The organism is Echinicola rosea (genome assembly GCF_005281475.1).
GTDB lineage: Bacteria > Bacteroidota > Bacteroidia > Cytophagales > Cyclobacteriaceae > Echinicola > Echinicola rosea.
Map to the genome: position 1 here is coordinate 4,527,813 of NZ_CP040106.1, position 23,829 is coordinate 4,551,641.

A 23,829-nucleotide genomic window follows, 5' to 3' on the forward strand; every position below is an offset into this window, starting at 1 on the left:
CTCCTTCAAAATGCGCATCAGGGTTTCGTCACCAACTGCTGAGCACCCATCACTCCTACCATCCTGCCATTACTTGTTAGCTGGTTCATATTCCTTTGCAAGGTCATTATCCCGCACTTCTGCTAATTTGGCCTTTAGCCGGGATTGGAACATCTCTACTTGATCAGCATATTGGGGATTGGTTGACAGGTTATTAAACTGCTGTGGGTCGTTGACCATGTCAAACAGTTCCATCCCGCCTCCTCCGTCCTCTCCATATTGAATAAAAGCCCAGTCGTCGTTTCTAAGCAGAAATGCCTCCACTCCCCTATACTTTGAAACTGAAAAAGCCATATCCCTGACAGCGTAGCTTGGTTCATCGAGCGTTTTGACCAAACTCTTCCCTTGAATCCTATTCGGCAACTCCAACCCTGCAAGCTCTGCCACCGTCGGGTAAAGGTCAATCAGCTCGGTAAAGGAACGACAAACAGCAGGATCCTTACCAGGCACCTTGATGATCAGCGGTACCCTAGCAGACTCTTCGTGCAGGCTGACTTTCATCCAAAACTCATGCTCTCCCAAGTGAAATCCATGGTCAGAGGTAAAAATCACAATGGTATTGTCCTCTAGGCCTTCGTCCTTTAATGTTTTCAGCACCTTGCCTATTTGGGCATCCATATAGGATACAGAGGCATAATATCCTGAAATCGCCTTTCTCTCCTGGTCTTCAGACATTTCTGCATTTACAGTGGTGACGTAGTTGATGCCATTGGCGGGGATATCATCCCAATCTCCGATAACCTTAGGTGGAAGCACCATTTCCCGATAGGGATAGGCCTCAAAGTAGTCCTTTGGTGCCACGAAGGGCACATGGGGCCTTACGAATCCCACCGCTAAAAAGAAAGGATCTCCTTTGTGTGCCCGAAGCAATTCGGACGCCTTTTCGGCAGTTTTCCCATCTGAATGCGCCAGATCATCCCCCGAAGCCTTAACAATGGTCATGACATTTCCTCCTTTTCTTTCAAGCGTATGATATGGGTTGTTTTGCACCAGTTCTGCTTCACCTTCTGCCTTCCATTCAGGCCCCTGGCTGTTAAAACGCTCTTGCCAAGAGGCAGCATCATCAGCCCCGTGAGAGCCTTTCTCAATATCCCCGGGGACCCCCATATGGTAGATCTTGCTCACCCGCGCAGTGTAATAATCGTTGTTTTTGAAGAGCTGGGACCAAGTGACCTTGTCAGGCCCGATGTTTTCCCTGCCGCTGGTATAGCCAAATGTCTCAGTGGCATGCGGATAATACCCAGACATGAAAGAAGCCCGTGAAGGGCCACAAACGGGAAACTGACAATATGCCCGCTCATAGCGTGTGCCTTCGGCTGCCAGTTGGTCTATATTCGGGGTGATTTTTAACGGATTGCCGTAACAGGACACGGCATTGGCCGTCAGGTCATCGGCAATGATAAACAGTACATTGGGTTTTTCCCTTTCTTGGGCCAAGGTCTGGCCACCAATGATCAGAAGTACCAAGCAAAGCAATCTTTTTACTTTCATATTTAATCTATCCTCATAATGCGATCATCAAAAATTAAGACAAATGCCTCAAACAAATCTAACAAAATGAATCGTAACTTTTATATATTTTTACAGTAATATAACGATAGTATATCTATTTTTTTTCAAAACTTCTAATGTCAATTTTAGGTAAACCTTTCTTAACGCTACTTACTTTTTAATCACCTGAATAATCACTAAATTCTAAACAAAACAGTTCATCAACGCTAAAAATTACTTTTAAAGTTATGGCAAAAAAAATATTAATGATCGCTGGAGACTATGTGGAAGATTATGAAATCATGGTTCCTTTTCAAGCAATGCTTTCTGTCGGACTCGAGGTGGATGTAATAGCCCCTGGCCGTAAAAGCGGAGATACCATCCCCACGGCTATCCACGATTTTGTAGGCGACCAAACCTATAAAGAACTTACGGGACATCGATTTGCCATCAATGCAGACATCGATGCCATAGACCTTTCCGGCTATGACGGACTGTATGTCCCCGGTGGAAGGGCTCCGGAGTACCTCAGGCTAGAACAAAAGGTATTGGACATTGTAAAGCATTTCTTTGATGCTGACAAGCCGGTGGCTGCCATCTGTCATGGCATCCAAATCCTGACCGTAGCGCGCGTGCTGGAGGGCAGGACACTTACTGCTTATGTGGCAGTAGGTCCGGATATCGAACTGGTCGGAGGTACATGGAAAAACATTCCTGCCGATGAAGCCATTGTGGATGGGAACTTGGTCACTTCTCCAGCCTGGCCGGGCCATCCGGCAATATTGAAGGAGTTTTACCAATTGTTGGGAATGAAGATTTCCATTTGACCTGGCCTTATGCCATTCGATAAAACCTTGGAATGGCGTCCCATCATTCCAAGGTTTCTTTAAACCATTTTGACACCAGTGAGTTGAATGTTTAAAAGACAATTCCTGTGAAAATTCTGCTTACTGGAGCTACCGGCTATATTGGTAAAAGGTTACTTCCCTCCCTTGTCAGAAATGGACATGAGGTGATTTGCTGTGTCAGGGACAAAAACCGCTTTGAACCTCCCCCGTCCATTCGCCAGCATATTCAAATAGTGGAAGTGGATTTTTTGGAAGAAAAGACCCTATCCAACGTCCCCAAAGACATTAACGCCGCCTATTATTTGATCCATTCAATGTCTGGTTCAGCGGATTTTACTGAACTGGAAAAAAAATCCGCTCAAAATTTTCGCAAAAGCCTTGAAGGAACCCTGGTGAAGCATGTACTTTACTTGGGTGGTATTGTCAATAATGATGTACTCTCCAAACACCTGCTTAGCAGAAAAGCCGTAGAAGACGAGCTTGGTAAAGGAAATTATCATTTTACCGCCCTCAGAGCAGGCATCATCATCGGTTCGGGCAGCGCTTCATTTGAGATCATCAGGGATCTAGTGGAGAAATTGCCTGTGATGATAGCTCCGCAATGGCTGAAAACCCGATGCCAGCCCATTGCCATTCGTGATGTCATCAGCTTCCTAAGCCTTTCACTAGGGGAGCCAAAAGCGTTTGGCAAGGCATTTGACATTGGAGGGCCTGATGTGCTATCTTACAAACAAATGCTATTGGGCTATGCCAAAAACCGCGGCCTTGCCAGAAGGATCTGGACCGTACCGGTAATGACACCCCGACTCTCTTCCTACTGGTTATTTTTTGTGACCAGTACTTCCTATAAACTCGCTGTTGCTTTGGTGGACAGCATGAAAGTAGAAGTCGTCTGCCACCCCAATAAACTGGCCCAAAATCTGGATATACGACCGATGAACTATCAGGAAGCCCTGGATGCAGCATTTACCAAAATAGAATCTAACGAGGTCCTTTCCAGCTGGAAGGACTCCCTGATCAGTGGGCGATTTGAAAACAACCTATCAGACTACATCCAAGTCCCAAAGCATGGATGCTTTGTGGACCAAAGACAAGCAACTGTCCAGGATGAAAACAAAACCCTTCAACGTATCTTTGCCATTGGTGGTGATACGGGTTGGTATTATGCCAATTGGCTTTGGCAGCTGCGAGGTTTTATGGACAAAACAGTTGGCGGGGTCGGACTCCGCCGTGGCCGTACCCATCCCACCACGATCAATTCCGGTGATGCAGTGGACTTTTGGCGGGTCCTTTATGCCAAAAAAACAGAAAAACGACTCTTGCTCTATGCCGAAATGAAAGTCCCCGGAGACGCTTGGTTGGAATTTAAAATAGAAAGTGGCTGCCTTATCCAGACAGCCACTTTCCGCCCAAAAGGGCTTTGGGGAAGGATATATTGGTATGCGGTTTACCCCTTTCATGGGCCTATTTTTGGTGGGATGGTCCGGAAGTTGGCCGGTTAGTCTCTTAGGATACATTTCCCCGTTTTCATATCAGCCTCTGTAGGATTATAAGCATTTAACTGAATATCATATCCAAATATCTTCCCTTCAGTAAATAAGGAGGTCAATGCACAAAAATCGGCTAATTTCTTATTATCGAATAGTTCAAGACTTTCGGTGTTACGCTCTCCACCCACAGAAATCAAATTCTCCAACCCATTAAGGCTCGTTAATCTGTGGCATGTCTCAATGGACAATTTCCTACCAATCGTTTTGACAGCAATCATCGCAGAAATGTCCTTTAGTCCGCTATTGTATTCTAACGAAACGCTAGACGCTAAATGCTCACTAAAATCCAAACCACCAAGGCTCTCCAATGACCAGTTGTCTGTGATTTCTACACCGCCATCTATTTTGCAGGCAGGCAGGATAAGGCCCTGCAAACTCTCCAAATTACGGTTATTAATACTAGAAAATGTCCTTAATGATGAAATGGAGGTGTCAAATCCGTGAAAATTCACCAGTGATTGACTATCTTCTATCCATAATGTTTTCATTCGTGCTACATTATCCAGCCCCTTTAATGCATTTAGCATTGGATTGGATTCCAGCACCATCCCCCCTACTTCCTGAAGGTTTTCGAGTCCTACCATATTTACCATTGAAGCATTTTTGCTGATCGTAAATTCATTTAGGATGGTCAGACCAGAAAGTCCCTTTAGGTTTTGTAGGGAAGTATTGCGCGCTATTACCAACCTTCCATTAATGGATGTCAAATTTTCCAAGCCATTCAAATTCGATAAATTATCACAATCAGAAATACTCACCACACCCCTAACTTCTGTTAAACTTTGCAGCCCTGCAAGGTCAGAAATCTGGTCTTCAGCATCACTCCGTCCTTTAATCGTCAAATTTCCACTAATGGCCCTACAATGCCATTTCGAAAATTCGTCCACTTCAGCCTGTGTTTCCAAGACCAAATTTCCCCTATACAGACCCTCAACCACCAAAGGTCTAACCTCAAGTTCGAACACCAGGGGATTATCCTCATGATGCTTCAGCAAGCTGTCTTTGGGGTACATAAATTTAAACTCCTCATAGCCCTCCGCTTGCACCTTTATATAAACGTCACCATTTTCGTAATATTCACCTTCAAATAAGTTTACCCGGGTCAAATAGCTTACCTCCTTTTTTATTTCTGCATTCGTTCCAGAAATTAACGTCCCAGTGAGGTGTTTGCTGGGCTTATCTTTCTCTTGCAGGGTCACATAGAAAGGCAACACTTCCTCTTTGAAACTTATCCGATCAGGATCAAAGTTGAATTCACTGGGCAGAAATCCGCGCGTGTCCACTACCCTAAAAAATCTGACATGTGATTTTGCCCCCCCTGAAACAGAAAATTGAGGCGGTAAGGAATACGTGTAATACGATTCGATATAAGACGCTGTAAAAGGAACGGCAAATAAGGTCTTATCTTCAGCATTCTGCAAATACAACTCCTGAATGGCATAATCACCAATGGGTAGGTCTATCGCTTCCAAAAAAAAGTACCCTTCCTCTTCAACAACTGAAACCTCCACATCGTTATAATCCTTCAATTCACTTCCATTGTGGATGATCGTGATCCTGGCTTTGACCACTTCCTCCAAGGAATTCACCATCGTCCCTTGCAACTCCCTGACATGAAAAGCATTTAAACCTATCTTGAATGAATAAAAGTCCTTCAATTTTTCGAGCTCGATGATCAATGGATCTTCCTTGTGCTGAAGTAAACTATCCCTTCCCACAAAGGTCAAAAGCTCAAGGTATCCTGGGGAGTTGGCTTTCAAATAGGACCTATCGTCATACTTGTATTCCTCTTTTAGCAATACCTTCGTAACGGAATCTATCTCAATAAGATTATTAGTCTTCGATTTATTGATGCTAATGGTTCCATTTAGGATGTTTTGAGGATTTCCTTTTTCCACTAGCATTACCTTAAAAAAATCAGCCAACTCAAACACAATCTCCTCCGGATCAAACCCAAATTCCTCAGGCGTAAATCCTAGGGTGGAAAGTACCTCCAGTACTACGGTCTTCATGGTGCTGCTTCTCTCTACGGTAAAAGGAATGGGCAATTGTTGGTCGATATAATCTTGCAGCTTTCCTGCTTCAGGAATGGCAAAAAGCGTCGTGCCTTCTCCATCCAATAGATAAATCTCAGTCACCACATAATCCCCCAAAGGCAAAAACACCTCTTCTGCGTAAAATGCACCATCGGATTCATATAGCTCAAGTTCGGCATTCGTATATTCCGTCGCAGTACCATCCGCTTTGGTGATGGTGACCCTTGCATTGACGACCAGGCTAAAATCATTGCTCGCCACCTTTGACGATTCACTGCCAGCTGGCAAACTAAATCCAAAGGAAACAGGACTCTTAAGCACGTCGGCTTCGGGAAGATCGGTTTGACAGGCATTGAACAATATTATGGCCAATGCACTTAGCATTAGCAGAAAGGAGTAGTTCTTCATGATGTAGTTTCTTTTGATAAAAATAAACGGATAATAGCTTCTCCCCTTTTGGCTGCTGTGGAATTCATCTACCCACCCTTAAAACCAAAAATACTCAAAAAGCAAATAAATGCATTTCAAATATATTAAAAATAATTTCAAACACAATAAAACTATCTTCACTTAAAAAAACTACCTCCAAATTTCCCTTCCTAAGCATATACTCACTGAAAAGGAATAGCAAGAGGCAGCCTTTATATATAGTATGGATAAAATCAATGCGACGGCTCCCAGATCAGCCGGATAAATGAACTGAATCGCTCATTTTCGCGCTCTACTGGAATGCCTGCCACAATGCCCACTACTAAATTGTGCGCTACTCCGACACGCATCTGCGGGCGTATGGTCATATCAAAATCCCCTTGATCAATCACTTGATTGCACTCGATGCCAATAAAATTCCTGGTTCCCGGAATCATATATTCATCAAAGGCATTTTCAAATCCCATGAGGCTCTCCAACAACACTTCCACCATACTTTCTTGGTCGTTGATGGTCAAATCCTCAGGCAGGTAATAGGGTCGGCTATCCGGGGCATCGGCACTGATATTAAAAAAAAACCGCCATGACCGACCATAATAGCCGTAAGACCGTGTTATTTCTCAAAATACTGATCACCGTCTTTGCATGGAATAAAGTAAGGTAAATGCCCTGGTATCACTTCTGAAAAGACATCGGATGTTGTTGTACACCTTTACTCTTCCACTTTCTTATCATAAAACTTATCCCTTTCGAAGGTTTCGATATGACGGTGTTTTTTGCTGTCATAGATATCGGAAAGTGTGATCATGATACCTGTCTCTTCTACCGCACCAAATTCATTGTTCATCGCCGTACCAAAGGTCTTCATCGTAGGCGAAAGGTTCATATAGGTATTGATCAACGGGGGGATATTTTCTCCTAACGCGCGTACCCTAGTGTTCAGCTCCTTATAGCCTTCCTTATAATCCAGTCCATCAAAAAGCCCTTCAAACTTGGACACATCGGTTTTATATGGAAGGGGGCTAATGGGCTCTACGAGATGCTCATTGTCAGGAAAATAATAGTTCATAAAATACAACAGTAGGTCTCTTGCTTCCGCATTGAAATGGGGATACATGGTCACTTTACCAAAGAGGTATTTCACCTCTGGGTGCAGTGCCACCACTGCTCCCAATCCATCCCACAGGTTGTCCAGCGAGAATATTCCTTTACGGTTGTCCTTGCGGGGCTGGTATTTTGGCTGTACAAAGGAGCGTCCCAGCTCGATGGTATAAGGCAAATAATCTGATTTGAATTTTTCGGTAAACTTAAACAAATGCGCTGTAGATAGGTTCACCTCGCCATGGTGGTTCAGTCCGGCTTTGTTACAGTCGATCAATCGATACCCTGCGATAATTTCCTCCTCTATAGGGTTCCAAGCGATGAGCTGTTCGTAACAGTTTTCGCAGGTATCGTTTTCGTCGATGTCAAGCGGAAGCCCCGTTCCTCCTCCAGCACCTCTGAAAGTGACTTCTCGAAGCCTTCCTATTTCCCGCAAAATATGGGGGGAATTGTGGTGATTGACAAGATAAACCTGATTGTCTCCATTGTTGGTGTGGCGCAGGAAACGCTCTGGTGTCAACTCTTTTTTTAAAAGTTCCCTATCTACAGGTGCTATTATCTCTTGCATAAAAACGGTTAACTTTCTGAGGCAATGGAATAAACGACTTTCTTTACTTCCGCTGCCCAGTCTTTTTCATTTTTTGTGTTATCAAAATACTGGTAAGAAATTGGTTTTCCTACATGTATGGTTACTTTTTTGTTCTTTTGACCAAACATCTCATCTGCCAAATACATCATTTCAATATTTGCCTTGACACCGAGTTTTTTCCTTAGCTGAGCCAAATTATAAAAAAAAGAAGAGTTTCTTCCATCGATATAGACAGGTACCACATCTTTTTTATACTTTTTGGCTTTGGCGATAAAGCTTTTTTTCCACTCCAGGTCACTGATACCATGGGACTGTTTTCGGGAAACCAACCCTGCAGGAAAAACCAATACGGCATTTTCCCCGGCATAGGTTTCTTCTATCAACCTCGCGGCTTTTCGTCCATGACTTCCATGTTTGTTTACAGGTACAAACAACGGATCAAAGTTCTTGATATTGGTCAAAATATCATTGACCAAAAACCGGATATCCTCGCGGTATTTGCCGATGGCGTGCATAAATGCAATCCCGTCAAAACCGCCCAGCGGATGATTGGAGGCAAAAATCACTGGCTGGGTGATCGGAATATTCTCTTCTCCCTTCAAAACGATTTTCACTCCAAAATCATCAATTAGCGCATGGACAAAGTCCATCCCATGCAAATGGCCATAATCCGCCATCATCCTATTTATCTCATCTTCATGGGTGATTTTTCGGATATAGTTGAGCACAAATCCTGGAATCCATTTCAGCAATGCCGGATTTTTGTCCCGGATCACTTCTTTTATTTCGATGAATTTTTCTTTCGACTCCTCCACTGCCCATTTTATTTTTGTAATATTCCTCCCAAGCACTGCACTATTACACAGTAATAATTTGATTAACAGGACCATGCCGCCAAATGGGTGTTTTCGGCGATATAAATTCAAGTCTTTGCTGTCCGCTTGAAAGGCTAAAAATACAAAAAAAATTATAAAGCAACCGCTAAATTACCACCTGCCATCTCTACATATTCTCCTCAATGAGCACCGACTCCGTCAAAACCGGTGCTACCAAAAAGTATCCCAGCACAGCCAAGTCACCTTCTACCAATTCAAAATTACTGGGTGGATTTTGGGGAGGGGGACTGAACAATCCTCCATCATTAAACATCAACTCCACGATTCCCTCCATATACCGGTAGGCACTTTCATTGAGCCGGTAAAGGGCAATTCTCGCTTCATCTCCCGCTTGGAATGGAATGGTCTCTATCTCAAACCCATCTTCCAATGCTGACGTTCCAAACGTATCATCAAACAACAAGTAATCGGTCCTTGACACCAATAAGGTGTCATTTCTTACAGCTTTTACCCGGTAAAAATTATCCTCTTCAAAAGGGATCTTGCCATGCAAAGTGAGGTAATAGCCTGCAGGCCTCAAGAGTCTTTTTTCTTTGTACCGATAGCTTATGCTATCCAGCGTAGGTGCTTCCAACATGACACCCGATGAGCGATAGTGGTTTCCATTGACGATTACATGAAGGGTGTAATGTTGCCCTTCGAATGCACGCTGATTATAGACTGGCAAATAAGACAAGGTCTGTTCCGAAAATTCAAATTCAATCCGCTCGTTGCGCTCCTCATGGACAATATACACCGCTGCATTGGTCACAGGCCGGTAAGCTGCCGAGTCGTAATACGCTTTGCTCATGGACACCTTTACTTGGTTTAGGTTACTTTTATCCGTCCAGGAAGCTTCGATTACCGGATAATGTTCACTTTCCCGCAAATCCAGAAAAACTTCTTCCTGGCAGGAAAAGAGGAATAGCAGCAATCCTACTAATAATATATCTCTCATAGTATTAAAATTCAAAATTATAAGAAATCGATGGTAGGAAAGTAAACAGGTATGTCATCACCACACCTGGCCTCCGGGAATATACTGGCTCACCTGAAGCGGATTCGTAGTGGATGTCATTGTTTACGATGTCCTTAAACTGGTAGGAATAGGGGTTTTTCCTGCCATAGACATTATATACACTGAAATTCCAGCTTCCTCTCCACTTCTTCTCCTTGTCTTTATTTTTCCAGGTCACGGCCACATCCATCCGGTGATAGTCTGGAAATCGATCTTCATTTCGTCGTGTATCGTACAAGGGCATTTCCTGATTGTCCATAGAATAAGTGCCAACGGGAAAGCTTACTGCTTGGCCTGTGGAGTACACAAAAGTCATATTGGCCGTAAGCCGCTCACTAAATGCATGCTGCAATACAAGCGAAATATCATGTGGCCGGTCGTACCGTGGATTATAGGCCTTCCCCTCGCTGATTCCTTCAATCTGTCGGTACGTTCTAGAATAGGTGTACCCCAGCCAGCCAGTGGTCTTTCCGGTGTTCTTCTTCAGCAACAATTCGGTCCCGTAAGACCAACCTCTTCCGTCCAGGACTTCCGTTTCCAAATGATCCGTGAACAACACATCTGCCCCTTGCTTGACATCAATGATATGATCATACGTTTTATAATATCCCTCCACAGAAACCTCCCATTTCCCATCGTTTATATCGTTGTACATCCCTGCAGAAAACTGGTCCGACATAATGGGCTGAATGTATTCACTGGCCAACGTCCAGCGATCTATTGGAAGGCCCGCGGAACTGTTGGAAGCCACCTGCTGGTATTGGAAATTTCGGTTATATGCACTCTTGAAGGACAAGTTATCGGTGATTTTGTACCGCAGGGCAATCCGGGGCTCTTTCCCTTGATAAAATGCCATCGGACGGAACCTACTGTATTGGACCGTATCGATGATAGCGGCATTGTCCTGTGCGGGGCTTTCATCATAAATGTATTCTGCACCTTTGCCTATCTGCGCATAAATGCTCCATCGAAGCCCTCCTTCCACCTTCAATTTGGAAGAAATGTCCAACTCTCCGGAAATAAAAAAATCCTGCTGGACTGCATTGCCAGGCTGGGTGGTGATCGGCGTGATCTGGCTTCCTGGATTGGTGGTCATGTCCACCGGTGAAAAATGATAATACCGACTGTGCGCCCCCACTTCAAAAACGGCCCTCTCACTTGGAGTCAACGTGAAAAACCACCGTAATCCACCTTCAGAAATCAAATTGCTCCAGCTGAAGCCATTGTCCTCATCCATGACATCAATTTGGTAGTCATATTGAGAATAATACCCATTGACGTCCAAGAATGTCCTTTCGCTAAACGTCTTGTTCCATAGAATGGAATTGACCCAATTTTTCCATCCGAAGCCAAACATGTCTCCAGCCTGCAAATAATCCCTGCCGTAATAACTGGAAATAGAGACCTTATCTCTGGCAGAAGGCCGAAAGGTCATTTTAGCCCCCAAATCATAGAAGTACAATTGGTTGCTATTGATTTCCTCATTATTGGATAGCTTCAGAAAAAGGTCCGCGTAGGTCCTTCTTCCCGTGACCACAAATGATGACTTTTCAGAAAAAAGTGGGCCGTCCACGGTGATCTTGGAACTGATATTTCCAATTCCACCGGCTCCATGGATCCTGTCTGTCCGCCCCTCTTTCATGGAAATTTCCACAACAGAAGACAGCCTCCCCCCATACGTCGCGGGGATATTCCCTTTGTACAAGTCCACCTCGTCCAATGCATCCGGATTGAATACTGAAAAAAAGCCAAAGAAATGAGAAGGGTTATAGACGGGAGCCCCGTCCAATTGAATGAGATTTTGGTCCGAAGATCCACCACGGACAAATAACCCGGTCGTCCCCTCTCCTGCCGTCTGGATTCCTGGCAAAAGCTGAAGTCCTCGAAGTACGTCCACTTCACCAAACAAACTAGGGATGGATTTTAGCGTCGCTATAGGCACTACATTTCGGCCTATGTCCACACTTTGGGTAATGACTTCTTCAAGCTGTCCCTCTACCACCACTTCCTCTAAGCCGGCCGCAGTGGGTTTTAACGTTACTGTCAGCCCTTCATCCAAGCGATCCTGGCCAAGGGGCATTTTCTCTTTACCATACCCCAGATACATCACCACCAACGTATCCGGCAAGGTGACGACGGGCAGCTCAAATCCCCCTTCCTCATCACTGGTAACTCCCTGCGTCGGTGACGATTGCCAATAAACAGTTGCCCCCACCAATGTTTCATTACTTTCTTCGTCCATGACGACACCTTTGAGGACATTTGTTGCCTGCCCGATTGCCAGTTGTGGGCATCCCAGTGCGGTCATTACCATTATCCATAAGGATATAAGCTGTTTCATGCGCTATGTTATGCTCTTTATTTAGAGAGCGTCTTTAATTTTTGGTGAACATGAATAGCAATTTGCTTGCCTAATGTTGGTCACTAGCTCCTTAAGATAAATAAAATTATGGGAATTGTTCCTTTTGGTATGGCAAGCTTTAAGTCTTTCCTTTTGATCCTAGATTTCACCCTTCGACACGCTCAGTACAGGAATCTGGAACCGTTTTAGGGTGCCTGAGCGAAGCCGAAGGCCACCCACGCCACTCCATTCTTGCCAGCCCTGGGACAAAGTCCCAGCATAACCCATTTACGGTACATTTTTATATCCTAAGAATCAAGACTTTCTACTCATGTCTCACAACTTAACACTTCACCTTTCAGCTTCCGATAATTTTGACCTTTCGTAAAGTATGCGATAATTTATCGCCTGTTCTTTCGTTTTGAATTAAAATTCCTAATTTCAAGGCATGATTTGGGCATATCCTGACTTAACATTAATTGGTATATTGGCAGCCGTATTTGGCGTGCTCTATATTATTTACCTTGTGCGCTTTTATCGCATCAACAAGCGGCTGAAAGTCAAAAAGCATCGACTGCTCATGAAAATGGGCTTGCGCATCGCGTACTTTTTGCTTTTTCTCGTAGCACTGGCAGGCCCTTCTGTGGGCAATGCCACCAAGGAAATCAAACAAGAAGGGAAAGATTTGTTTATTGCCATCGATCTCTCACAGTCCATGAATGCCACTGACATCAGTCCCTCGCGACTCCAGCGGGTAAAATACGAGTTGAAAAACCTCATAAAAAACTTCAGCTCTGACCGTATTGGACTCATTATTTTCAGTTCGGAAGCCTTTATTCAGTGCCCTTTGACTTTTGATCAAAACGTCCTCCAGCTTCACTTGGATGGGCTGAACACCGGCTTGGTGCCAAACTTTGGAACGGACATCGCTGCCCCATTGGCCTTGGCAATAAAGAAATTTAGCACGGACGAAAACCAAGATCCAAAATCAAAATCCATTGTACTGATCAGTGACGGGGAAAACTTCGGTGACAACTTGAACAATATTCTCGACCAACTTAACGATGAAAGCATCAGGGTCTTTAGCCTGGGTGTAGGGACTGAAAATGGCAGCACTATTCCCAAAGGAAATGGCGTGATCATGGACGAATCCACCAATGCTCCTGCCGTCAGCAAACTGAGTTCCAACACCCTCAAGCGAATTGCCAGTGAAACCAATGGCCAATATTTTGAAATCAGTGATGCGAACCAAGAAATCCCGCAGCTGATTTCTGCTATCGAAAAGCTTGAAGGTGCCGTCACGGGCTCCAGAACGGTGGAAGCCTCTGCCAATAAGTTTTTCTACTTCCTACTGGCTGCTCTGGGTCTGGCTGTATTGGACATGATCTTGCCCTTGAAAACCATTAGTATGTAACCTCTAAATGCCCGAAAAGGAAACATGAACAAATTACTTCTGGCAACATTACTCCTTATTCCCTCTTCGTGGTCCAAAATTTCGGAGAAAAATGCGGCCATTGATTTGGCACAGGAAAAATACACCAAAGCTGAATACGAGGAGTCCGTGCGTCAGCACCTTGCGCTATTGAACGAACATGGAATCTCTTCATCTGAAGCTAGTTTTGACCTGGCCCTGAGCTACCAGCTGAATGGGCAGGAAGAAGACGCCAAGAAAAAATACTTAGAATTGGCAGGAGCCCCTAAGCAACATATTGCCAGCTCCGCTGCTAATCAGAATGGCGTGCTGTTGGGCAGGGAAAAGAAATACCAAGAAGCCCTTAGCGCCTTCAAGGCGGCATTAATCAAGGATCCCACCAATGAGATCGCACGCTATAATTATGAACTGCTGGCCCGATGGCTGGACAAAAACCAAGACCAACAAGAAGAGGAAAACCAGGACGAAAACAAGCAGGAGCCTTCCAATTACGCCAAGCGCATGAAAGCGGAAGCAGATAAATTGGTGGAGCAATTTAAATTCAAAGAGGCCCTTGACGTGATGAGCAAAGCCTTGGAGATCGATGAAACTGTTTCTCACTATCAGGAGTTTATAAAGAACCTAGGAGATATCAATGAAATCAATGAAAACTAACATACCGTTCTTTCTTGGCCTTTTGGCCATAATGCTGATATCGGCTTTTTCCTCCGCAGCCCAAACAGCCGATACTTATTTTAATCAAGCGGCCAAAAACTATGTCAATGCAGATTACCCAGGTGTTGGGCAGACATTGGCCGAGGGCTTGCAAAAATTTCCCAATGATCCCAAACTCAATGCCCTGAAGGAAAAACTAAAAGACGAACAGGAAAAGCAGGACCAAGAGCAAAAGGAGCAACAAGACCAACAGGACCAGCAGCAACAGGACCAGCAAAAACAAAACCAAGACCAACAGCAGCAAGGGGACGAAAACCAGCAGCAGGAGGATCAGGGCCAGCAGGAAAAAGAATCCAAGGACGGGCAAGGTGAAGAGCAAACGGAAGAGGATGGTGCCCAGGAATCCGACAAAATGGAGGAAAAACGAGGAGAAAAATCCAACCAGCAAGAACCATCCGACAAGTCTTCTGATATGGAGAGTGATCTGAGCGAGCGAGAAAAGGCCATGGAAGAGCTACGCCAAAAACTCCAGCAGATGAACATTTCCCCCGAGCAGGCCCAGAAAATCCTTGACGCCATGGATAATGCCGAAATGCGCTACATCCAGCAGACCAGAAAAAAACCAAGCAAACGGCCTGATAATAACCTGCCCGATTGGTAAGTTATGAGGCTTTAGTCCGGTGTTTTGAGTCTTGGGTATGTAGTTTCTATTACGGGAGAGGTTATATAGGATAGTGACTCCTCGTCATGGCCAACACATAACAACTGTAGGGACACAAAAGCTGAATTGGAAACATGAAACCTATCATCGTACCAAAAAACTTGCAGCCTTGCAACATTCAAACATTTTAACCTCAACAACCCATAAACCCAAATGAAAGAAGTCTATATCATTTCAGCAATAAGAACTCCCTTGGGGAGTTTTGGAGGTAAGTTCTCAAGTCTCACGGCAGTGGAACTGGGGAGCCAAGCCATCAAAGGCGCTTTGGACAGGGCACAAGTGTCTCCGGATCATGTCGAAGAGGTGATCATGGGAAATGTGCTATCTGCAAACCTTGGCCAAGCTCCTGCCCGCCAAGCGTCCATAGGTGCCGGCATTGGCTACGAAGTTCCTTGTACCACCGTCAATAAGGTCTGTGCATCCGGCATGAAGTCGGTGATATTTGCAGCACAATCCATCATGACCGGCCAAAGCGAAGTGATCGTCGCAGGAGGCATGGAGAGCATGTCCAATGTCCCCTACTACATTCCCAAAGCCCGCTTTGGCTATAAATTTGGCAATGGTGAATTTATCGATGGACTCGCCAAAGACGGCCTGCACGAAGTGTATTACAATTTTCCCATGGGAAATTGTGCCGAAAATACGGCCAAGCAACGGAACATCAGCCGGGAGATGCAGGACCAATATGCTGTGCAGTCCTACAAGCGGGCTGCTGAAGCGTGGAAAACCCAAGCTTTTAGCAATGAGGTAATTCCCGTGACATTGAAGGGTAGAAAAGGAGAAACCATCACTGTGACGGAAGATGAAGAATATCAAAAAGTCATTTTCGAAAAAATACCCTCGCTGCGACCTGTTTTTGACAAAGAAGGCACAGTAACCGCTGCCAATGCCTCTACTATGAACGATGGTGCTTCGGCACTGGTGCTGATGAGCAAGGAGAAAGCCGAAAGCCTGGGACTGAAACCCATTGCCAAAATACGGGGTTTTGCCGATGCCGCTACCGATCCGTTGTGGTTTACGACCGCTCCTGCCCTGGCCATTCCCAAAGCCCTCAAAAATGCAGGCATAAGTGCAGAGAAGGTGGATTATTACGAAATCAATGAGGCATTTTCAGCTGTAGCCCTTGCCAACCAGCAGGAATTGGACATTCCGAATGACCGCCTCAACGTTTTTGGAGGAGCCGTATCCCTCGGCCATCCACTTGGCGCATCAGGAGCACGGATCATGGCCACGCTTTTCACTGTACTTCAGCAAAAAAATGGCCACATAGGCGTGGCTGGCATCTGTAACGGCGGGGGCGGTGCGTCAGCCATCGTTATCGAACGCATGAAAGACTAGCAATGAATTAATTTCCAGAATATCCCTTTAAAAATTACCTTTGAACGCTTCATCAAACGACATGCTTATCAGATCAACGCTGCTCTTGCTATTGATCCTAAACTGCTTCAGTGTGCGGTCTCAGGATACGGTCAGAAATTACTATGATGAAGAGCAATCAAAATTGATGGAAATCTATTTTACCGCCAATGGCCAAGTTGAAGGGCGCTACCAACGGTATTATGAAGAAGGATCATTGCAGCTCCAAGGTACTTTTGTAAATGGTAAACGGGAAGGGGTTTTTGTACATTTTTATCCAGAAAGTGGAGACACCCTTAAAACCATCCGCTACCAAAATGATCTACGTGAAGGGACAGCCTTATCCTACAATCCAGCAGGAAAGCTTATTCAAAAAGCCACTTTTCAGGAAGATATGATGGAAGGAACCCTGGAAAGCTATTTCCCGGATGGTACATTAAAAATGACCGGACTATTCCTCCATAACAAACCGAACGGAAAACATACTGACTACTTTCCCAATGGCTCCATCCGTGCTGAATCCATTTATAAGGAAGGAGTGCTGGATGGTCCTTTTAAGAGTTTTTATGAAAATGGCCAGCTCCAATCTGAAGAACACTATTCCGAAGGCCAGCTGGACGGGCAAGTCACCGCATACTATCCCAATGGCCAAATTAAAGAACGGTCATTTTATGACGACGGGATGCAAGATGATGTTTTTGAAGGATACTATGAAGATGGTCAGTTAGCCAAAACAGGAAGTTATAAAAACGGAAAGCCTAATGGTATTTTCAAGACTTATTATCCCTCAGGAGCCACCAAAGAACGTGTCGAATATAAAAAGGGAAAGCCCGTCGGCAACCAAATCCTCTATTATCCCTCAGCCAAAAAATCAGAGGTAATCTCCTATGACCGGGATGGCATCAAGCAACAACACACCTTTTACCATGAAAATGGCCAGTTACAAAAAAAGGTAAACTTGGTCAGTGGGCTACCACAGGGTCAGGTGGTGGCATATGACCAAAATGGCCAAAAACAAGAAGTAATCCCCTATCAAAACGGAAAGTGGCACGGTCAATACAGGCGCTTTGATGAAGCAGGAAACCTAATTTTGGAGCAGGGGTTTAGGAACGGAAAACAACACGGAGAAGAAAAAACCTATTACCCCAATGGCCAGCTCAAGACATTGACAGTTTATGATTATGGATGGAAGCACGGTCCTTACCGATCATTCGGCCCTTCAGGGGATCTCCGAGTAGAAGGAAGTTTTTGGTACAACAAAAAATCCACTGCATGGGAGTACTATGACGATAAAGGAACCCTCATAAAAACAGAAAATTATGATAAAAAGGGTAAATTAGTTGAATAATTTTCCAACAATTGAAAGGTTAAAATCAGCCTAACTCCTATTTTTGCTAATTAAAATTTATTCGTTAACCTCAGGTAACATTCGATAGAAAATATCGGACAGTTGCCCCAAAGCAAGTGACAGCATCATGAATACGGCCATTAAAGAAACCCAATTTGAATTCCCGAATCAAACTGGTTTTTACAAAGGAAAAGTCCGGGATGTTTACATGTTTGAGGATAAGATCGCGGTGGTCGCCTCTGACAGGATCTCCGCATTTGATGTGGTCCTACCCCTGCCCATTCCTTTTAAAGGCCAAGTGCTGAACCAGATCGCGGCCAAATTTCTGGCCGCCACAGCTGACATCGTCCCCAACTGGGTGATATCCACGCCAGATCCGAATGTAACGATCGGCAAAAAGTGCGAGCCATTCAAAGTGGAAATGGTCATCAGGGGTTATCTCGCAGGCCATGCTTGGAGGGAATACCGGGATGGTAAAAGGAGCATTTGTGGGGTAAGCCTACCGGAAGGCCTAAAAGAAAATGACAAATTGCCCGAGCCCATCATCACCCCTACCACCAAGGCAGATGAAGGGCATGATGAGGACATCAGCAGAGAGGACATTTTGGCCACTGGCATCGTCAGTGCCGAGGATTACGCCATTCTGGAAAAATATACCCGGGCGCTTTTTCTCAGAGGTACTGAAATGGCCGCCGAAAAAGGGCTCATCCTTGTGGACACCAAATATGAATTTGGAAAAGCAGATGGTATTATCTACCTGATCGATGAAGTGCATACACCGGATTCCTCGCGATATTTCTATGCCGAAGGATATGAAGATAGGCAAGAGACCAATCAGCCCCAAAAGCAACTTTCCAAAGAATTTGTACGGCAATGGCTAATTGCCAATGATTTCCAAGGCAAAGAAGGCCAGAAAATCCCCAATATGCCCAATAAAATTGTAAATGATATTTCCGACCGTTATATTGAGCTTTATGAGATGATTACTGGTGAGGATTTCCATAAAGCAGACAATACCGATATGATGGACAGGATAAGGAAATCCATTGAAGAACACATTTGATTTCCAAAATTCCCAATCACAAAAGGCCTAAATGGGCCATAAAAAAAACTAAAAAATGAAATACGCAGTAGATAAAAAAGAGCAATACGTAATATTTACCTTGCAGGAAGAAAAGTTGGATTCCCCGCTTTCTCCCGTGCTCAAGTCAGAACTATTGACCGTCCATGCTGAGGGCTATAAAAACCTCGTCCTGGACATGAGCCACGTAAAGTATGCCGACTCCAGCGGACTGAGTGCCTTATTGGTGGGACACCGTGCTTTTAGCGAAGACGGCGGCATCTTTATCATCTCAGCCCCCCAAGACCATGTCACCAAACTTATCAAAATCTCCATGCTGGACAAAGTCATGAATGTAGTGGACTCGATCGAAATTGCAGCTGACAAGATCTTTATGCACGAGATCGATGGAAATAAGGAAGAGGAAGAAGAGGAAAACTAATATTGGAATTTTCGGTTACCATTTTAGGGGCTAATTCGGCCATTCCTGCCCACGACAGGAACCAGACTTCCCAGATCATCACCCTAGGTAGTAAATTGCTGATGATCGACTGTGGGGAGGCCACCCAAATCCAGTTGCAGCGCTTCAAAATACGGTCGTTTAAGATCGATCACATCTTTATATCACACTTACATGGAGATCACTACCTCGGACTGATGGGCGTGATCTCCACCTTTCACCTTAACAAGCGCAAAACCCCACTGACCATTTACGGCCCCCGAGGATTGGACGAGATCATCACCACCCAACTTAAATACGGCAATACGAAGCTTAATTATCCCCTTCATTTTGTCCGGACAGATCCCGACCAGAAGCAGTTGCTGGTGGATGCCAAAAAGTTTATGGTCTATAGTTTTCCGCTAAAACACCGTTTGCCCTGCACGGGCTTTCTGGTGGTGGAAAAACCCGGTCTCCGGCATATCATCAAGGAAAAGCTCTTGGAGCAACCTTTAAGCATCCCTGCCATCAACGTCCTCAAACACGGTAAGGACTATACCGATAAAGAAGGCAATGTATTTACCGTCGAGGAATTTACCCGTCCACCAAATCCGATCCGGAAATATGCCTTCTGCTCGGACACCATTTTCGACCAAACGCTGGTGCCGTACCTGAAAGAAGTGGATTTGCTGTACCATGAATCCACCTTTATGGAAGCCGAGTGTGCCAGGGCCGAGGAGACCTATCACTGTACCGCCAGCCAAGCCGCTACCATCGCCAAAAAGGCCAATGTCAAGCAATTGCTCTTGGGCCACTATTCCACACGCTATGTGGAGCTGGAGCCCTTATGGGAGGAAGCAAGCCAGGTATTTGACCGCTGCCAGCTCAGCATCGAAGGAGAAACCTATCACCTTTAGCCTATGTCAGCCACCAACGACCAAACTTTCCAAAGCAAAAAAACCACCCTTTTTATCGTGCTCAGTGGCATATTTCTGACCAATGCCATCCTGGCCGAAATCATCGGAGTGAAAATATTTTCTGGGGAAGCCACCGTGGGCCTGGAGCCCGCCCATTGGACATTCTTTGGGGAATATGTGCTGGACTTTAACCTTACCGCTGGAGCGGTGATCTGGCCGGTGGTCTTTATCACCACGGACATCATCAATGAGTATTTTGGCAAAAAAGGAGTACGCAAAATCAGTTTCCTCACGGCGGGCTTTATTGCCTATGCGTTTATTTTCATTGCCATCGTTACCGCCTTGCCTCCGGCAGCATTCTGGCTGGATGTCAACAGCACTGATCCCAATGGCAACCCGTTCAACATAGAATATGCCTTTGATGTCATCTTCCGGCAAGGTTTGGGAATCATCATCGGCTCCTTGACTGCATTCTTGTTGGGGCAGCTGATTGACGTGTTTGTCTTCCAAAAACTCCGCAAAATCACCGGTGCCAAAATGATCTGGCTACGTGCCACCGGCTCCACCTTGGTCTCCCAGCTGATCGACTCTTTCGTGGTACTGGGCATCGCTTTTTATGTCTTTGGCAACTGGTCCATCGAGCAGCTGATCTCCGTGGGCATCATCAACTACATTTACAAATTTACCGTCGCCATCATCCTCACGCCCCTACTCTACCTCGGACACAATATCATCGACAACTACCTCGGCAAAGAATACGCCGAACGAATGGCTGAAGAAGCCGCTGGGAACACTTCTTTTTGAGGTATGTCGTCGTTCGTATTGATTCTATTTGATATATAGCACGCATTTGAAATGCGGGCTTCTGAGATAGGCATTTGCAATGCAACTCCTAAACCAACTGAGTAAGGGGGATTTTGATTTGGCTTGTTATAAAACCGATTCAATACAAACCTCCTAATCAAACAAAAAAATCAGATTAGCGTAACTATTATCATGAGAAGGTTCATCCTATTATCATTTTTGATTTCATTGGCTCACTTTTCTTGGGCCCAGCAGGAAAAGACAATTCCTGAAGATAACAATAAAATCCCCAGGTCCAATATGATTTGTAGAGTAACCGTTTCACTTCAGCCCACAGACCATTTTCTGGCAGACAGTATTCCCAAAACAGACTTTTATGAGAAAATGGTCACAGAAATCGATGAAACGCTTAACATTAATGGGAAAACGAACACCGTACCGTTAATTATAATCGATGGTGTACCTTCTAAAATCGCAGATCTAAACAAGTATACGGAAACAGAAATTGGACAGTACCAAATACTATCCCACCCAAGTAGTACAGCAATCTTCGGAAGCAGGGGAGACGACGGTGTGGTCTTGATCAAAACAAACTAAGAATCACTGAATAACCTGAAATCAAAGAAAACATGAGCAAACACCTTGATGCAAGGCCTGAAGCAGGGAAGGAATTTTATCAGACCTTTCACGACAAAGGAAAAGTAGTGATGCTGAACTTACTTAAATTTAGGGCAACAGCTGACTATACCAACTTAGAAGAATTAAAACCTGGCAAGGAAATCAGCGGAGAAGATGCTTACCAATTGTATATGGAAAGTACTTTACCTGAATTAAAGAAAGCAGGAAGCCGGATTATCTATTATGGAAAGAGCCGACACTTTCTGATTGGCCCCGGCTCTGAAAGATGGGATGCCGTTCTGTTAGTTGAACACGAGTCTGTTTTGAAGTTCATGGAATTGGCCCAAAGTCCGGACTATCTAAAAAAAGCGGGACACCGAACAGCAGCATTGGAAGATTCTAGGTTATTACCATCAAATGAAATGAAAGACTATATGTAGCGACTATGATTTCGTTACGTGCGAAGAACAAACAATGAATGTGATACACACGTAACCGGTGAGGTTCTTAAGGGGATTAAGTTGGGAATTTGTAGGGGCTGGAGGTTGGAAAAATCAAAATTGCAGAATCCCGTCCCGATAATGCTTTTTCTTTAGAGAATCATTTTGACACGGAGCAACTACTTCCCCACACAAGGAAGCCCGATAGAGACAAGCACAGACTTTTCGTCCTCTGGATTATTTTGGTATCATCGACACCTGACACCAATGCTAGGTACACACAATGCATATGATGTTCATAGCTGCTAAACGAAGTGAAATTTCAATATTTATTCGTAAATTAAAATTTCAGACATTGGAAAAACCTTTAAACAATGATAGTTAAAACAGCACAGTCACCTACCTTGAACGAATTAATTGAGGTTTTAAAGAGCCAGTTCTCCAATTACTCTGTTTATACGTTTGACTCTAAGCCTCAAAAGAGTATAATCGTACAGAAATCAGCCGTTATTGGCGCACAAATAACCATTTTAGATAACGAAATAATAGTTGATGCATGTTGTTCTAACATTTTTGTATCAGCCTTAATTGGTCTTATAAGTACAATTTTTCCTCCCTATCTTAATTTCGAAATGAAGATCACAGATTTCTTGAAAAATAAGTACACTCGACAATATTTATAAGCTGCTCAAAAAGTCAACACACAAAACGGCTCATTTTGTTTTTTTTTGCCGATACACTGATCTGAAAACTTGGCTACGATACTTAATCCAAGTTTAGTAATGACAATAATTGTAGCTACTTAGGAATAAATTTGGAATCGAAGTAACTTTGGAAAATGTTCTATAGACGAAAAATAATACTTGGGTTGATCGAGCTACTTGGTGGAGAAGTAGAAAAATTACGTTTACAAAAACTACTATTTCTATACACAGAGAAAAAGCCGCAGGCTGAGTACGATTTTATACCATATAAATATGGTTGTTATTCTTACTCTGCAAAAGCCGATGTAAATACCATGATCAAAAAAGGGTATTTGATTGAGACGGAAAACAAGTATTCTAAAATGGACACTTACAACTATTTTGAAAAGTTGAAACAAACAGACGCAACACTATTGCAACAAGTAGTCTCCGATTATGGACAAATGAGCAGCAATGCACTAATCAAGCATACCTATTTAAATTTCCCTTTTTATGCCATTCGGAGTACCATTGCCAATGAAATATTGCCAGGACAATTATATGAACGTATAGAAAAAGCAATGCCTAAAGATGAAGAAACTACTCTGTTCACAATTGGCTACGAAGGTATCTCCCTAGAAAAATACTTGCAAAAGCTTGTCAAGAATAATGTCAAGCTTTTAGTTGATGTTCGAAAAAATCCGCTGAGTATGAAGTTTGGATTTAGCAAAACATTGTTAAAGAGGTATTGTAACAGCTTGGGCATTGAATATTTACACATTCCTGAAGTAGGTATTAACTCAGACAAACGGCAAAAATTGGAAGTACAAGCAGATTATGATCGATTGTTTGCCGATTACAAAAAAACAACATTGTCTGAAACGAGCAAATCACAGGAGCAAATTTTAGGATCATTAAGACAATACAAGCGAATTGCACTTACCTGTTTTGAAGCAGAACCATGTCAGTGTCATCGTTCACATTTAGCAGAAGCTTTAATGAAGTCTCCAGACTTTAGTTATTCATTAAAACATCTGTAA

The 23,829-nt window shown here is 44.0% G+C and carries 21 protein-coding genes; 14 read left to right on the forward strand and 7 right to left on the reverse strand.

The window, feature by feature from the left end; all coding sequences use genetic code 11:
- Nucleotides 1-69: 69 nt before the first annotated feature.
- Nucleotides 70-1,530, reverse strand: a complete 1,461-nt coding sequence (locus FDP09_RS17790) for a sulfatase (protein ID WP_137403945.1) — start codon at nucleotides 1,528-1,530, stop codon at nucleotides 70-72.
- A gap of 248 nt (nucleotides 1,531-1,778) precedes the next feature.
- Here FDP09_RS17790 and FDP09_RS17795 point away from each other — a divergent pair, with 248 nt between their 5' ends.
- Both FDP09_RS17795 and FDP09_RS17800 read left to right on the forward strand, forming a co-directional pair.
- Complete coding sequence (locus FDP09_RS17795; RefSeq protein ID WP_137403946.1) at nucleotides 1,779-2,357, forward strand: DJ-1/PfpI family protein; 579 nt, start codon at nucleotides 1,779-1,781, stop codon at nucleotides 2,355-2,357.
- A gap of 107 nt (nucleotides 2,358-2,464) precedes the next feature.
- A complete protein-coding gene (locus tag FDP09_RS17800; RefSeq protein WP_137403947.1) occupies nucleotides 2,465-3,880 on the forward strand; it encodes an SDR family oxidoreductase in 1,416 nt (471 codons plus the stop codon).
- Here FDP09_RS17800 and FDP09_RS17805 read toward each other — a convergent pair.
- From FDP09_RS17805 to FDP09_RS17830, 6 genes are all read right to left on the reverse strand, one after another.
- Nucleotides 3,877-6,372 carry a receptor L domain-containing protein gene (locus FDP09_RS17805; protein ID WP_137403948.1) on the reverse strand — a complete coding sequence of 832 codons (2,496 nt, stop codon included), beginning with the start codon at nucleotides 6,370-6,372 and terminating at the stop codon, nucleotides 3,877-3,879. The genes FDP09_RS17800 and FDP09_RS17805 overlap by 4 nt on opposite strands.
- A gap of 254 nt (nucleotides 6,373-6,626) precedes the next feature.
- On the reverse strand, nucleotides 6,627-6,911 hold the full coding sequence (locus tag FDP09_RS17810; protein WP_308420998.1) for a hypothetical protein: 285 nt from the start codon (nucleotides 6,909-6,911) through the stop codon (nucleotides 6,627-6,629).
- Between the two features lie 194 nt (nucleotides 6,912-7,105).
- Nucleotides 7,106-8,062 carry a GNAT family N-acetyltransferase gene (locus FDP09_RS17815; RefSeq protein ID WP_137403949.1) on the reverse strand — a complete coding sequence of 319 codons (957 nt, stop codon included), beginning with the start codon at nucleotides 8,060-8,062 and terminating at the stop codon, nucleotides 7,106-7,108.
- A gap of 8 nt (nucleotides 8,063-8,070) precedes the next feature.
- The gene (locus FDP09_RS17820) at nucleotides 8,071-8,973 is read right to left on the reverse strand and encodes a 1-acyl-sn-glycerol-3-phosphate acyltransferase (RefSeq protein ID WP_137403950.1); all 903 of its coding nucleotides are present in this window, start codon (nucleotides 8,971-8,973) and stop codon (nucleotides 8,071-8,073) included.
- Nucleotides 8,974-9,085: 112 nt separating this feature from the next.
- Entirely contained in the window at nucleotides 9,086-9,916 is an 831-nt protein-coding gene (locus FDP09_RS17825; protein ID WP_137403951.1) for a DUF4249 family protein, read from the reverse strand.
- Between the two features lie 4 nt (nucleotides 9,917-9,920).
- The gene (locus FDP09_RS17830; protein ID WP_229683342.1) at nucleotides 9,921-12,317 is read right to left on the reverse strand and encodes a TonB-dependent receptor; all 2,397 of its coding nucleotides are present in this window, start codon (nucleotides 12,315-12,317) and stop codon (nucleotides 9,921-9,923) included.
- Nucleotides 12,318-12,765: 448 nt separating this feature from the next.
- On the opposite strand from FDP09_RS17830, the gene FDP09_RS17835 reads away from it, so the two are divergent.
- The 12 genes from FDP09_RS17835 (at nucleotide 12,766) to FDP09_RS17890 (ending at nucleotide 23,829) form a co-directional block, all read left to right on the forward strand.
- Nucleotides 12,766-13,731, forward strand: coding sequence for a VWA domain-containing protein (locus tag FDP09_RS17835; RefSeq protein ID WP_137403952.1), 966 nt, complete (start codon nucleotides 12,766-12,768; stop codon nucleotides 13,729-13,731).
- Between the two features lie 24 nt (nucleotides 13,732-13,755).
- Nucleotides 13,756-14,403 (forward strand): hypothetical protein, encoded by a 648-nt coding sequence (locus tag FDP09_RS17840; RefSeq protein WP_137403953.1) that lies wholly within the window; start codon nucleotides 13,756-13,758, stop codon nucleotides 14,401-14,403.
- Nucleotides 14,393-15,064 carry a hypothetical protein gene (locus tag FDP09_RS17845; protein WP_229683341.1) on the forward strand — a complete coding sequence of 224 codons (672 nt, stop codon included), beginning with the start codon at nucleotides 14,393-14,395 and terminating at the stop codon, nucleotides 15,062-15,064. Before FDP09_RS17840 ends, FDP09_RS17845 begins: the two co-directional genes overlap by 11 nt.
- Before the next feature lie 213 nt (nucleotides 15,065-15,277).
- On the forward strand, nucleotides 15,278-16,462 hold the full coding sequence (locus FDP09_RS17850; RefSeq protein ID WP_137403955.1) for an acetyl-CoA C-acyltransferase: 1,185 nt from the start codon (nucleotides 15,278-15,280) through the stop codon (nucleotides 16,460-16,462).
- A gap of 61 nt (nucleotides 16,463-16,523) precedes the next feature.
- Complete coding sequence (locus FDP09_RS17855) at nucleotides 16,524-17,828, forward strand: toxin-antitoxin system YwqK family antitoxin (RefSeq protein ID WP_137403956.1); 1,305 nt, start codon at nucleotides 16,524-16,526, stop codon at nucleotides 17,826-17,828.
- A gap of 127 nt (nucleotides 17,829-17,955) precedes the next feature.
- A complete protein-coding gene (locus tag FDP09_RS17860; protein ID WP_137403957.1) occupies nucleotides 17,956-18,891 on the forward strand; it encodes a phosphoribosylaminoimidazolesuccinocarboxamide synthase in 936 nt (311 codons plus the stop codon).
- Between the two features lie 55 nt (nucleotides 18,892-18,946).
- Nucleotides 18,947-19,330 carry an STAS domain-containing protein gene (locus tag FDP09_RS17865; RefSeq protein WP_137403958.1) on the forward strand — a complete coding sequence of 128 codons (384 nt, stop codon included), beginning with the start codon at nucleotides 18,947-18,949 and terminating at the stop codon, nucleotides 19,328-19,330.
- Between the two features lie 2 nt (nucleotides 19,331-19,332).
- Nucleotides 19,333-20,244 (forward strand): ribonuclease Z, encoded by a 912-nt coding sequence (locus FDP09_RS17870; protein ID WP_137403959.1) that lies wholly within the window; start codon nucleotides 19,333-19,335, stop codon nucleotides 20,242-20,244.
- A gap of 3 nt (nucleotides 20,245-20,247) precedes the next feature.
- The gene (locus FDP09_RS17875; RefSeq protein WP_137403960.1) at nucleotides 20,248-21,048 is read left to right on the forward strand and encodes a queuosine precursor transporter; all 801 of its coding nucleotides are present in this window, start codon (nucleotides 20,248-20,250) and stop codon (nucleotides 21,046-21,048) included.
- 192 nt (nucleotides 21,049-21,240) lie between these two features.
- Nucleotides 21,241-21,645 (forward strand): hypothetical protein, encoded by a 405-nt coding sequence (locus FDP09_RS17880; RefSeq protein ID WP_137403961.1) that lies wholly within the window; start codon nucleotides 21,241-21,243, stop codon nucleotides 21,643-21,645.
- Nucleotides 21,646-21,677: 32 nt separating this feature from the next.
- Nucleotides 21,678-22,106 (forward strand): DUF1330 domain-containing protein, encoded by a 429-nt coding sequence (locus FDP09_RS17885; RefSeq protein ID WP_137403962.1) that lies wholly within the window; start codon nucleotides 21,678-21,680, stop codon nucleotides 22,104-22,106.
- 868 nt (nucleotides 22,107-22,974) lie between these two features.
- Entirely contained in the window at nucleotides 22,975-23,829 is an 855-nt protein-coding gene (locus FDP09_RS17890) for a DUF488 domain-containing protein (RefSeq protein WP_229683340.1), read from the forward strand.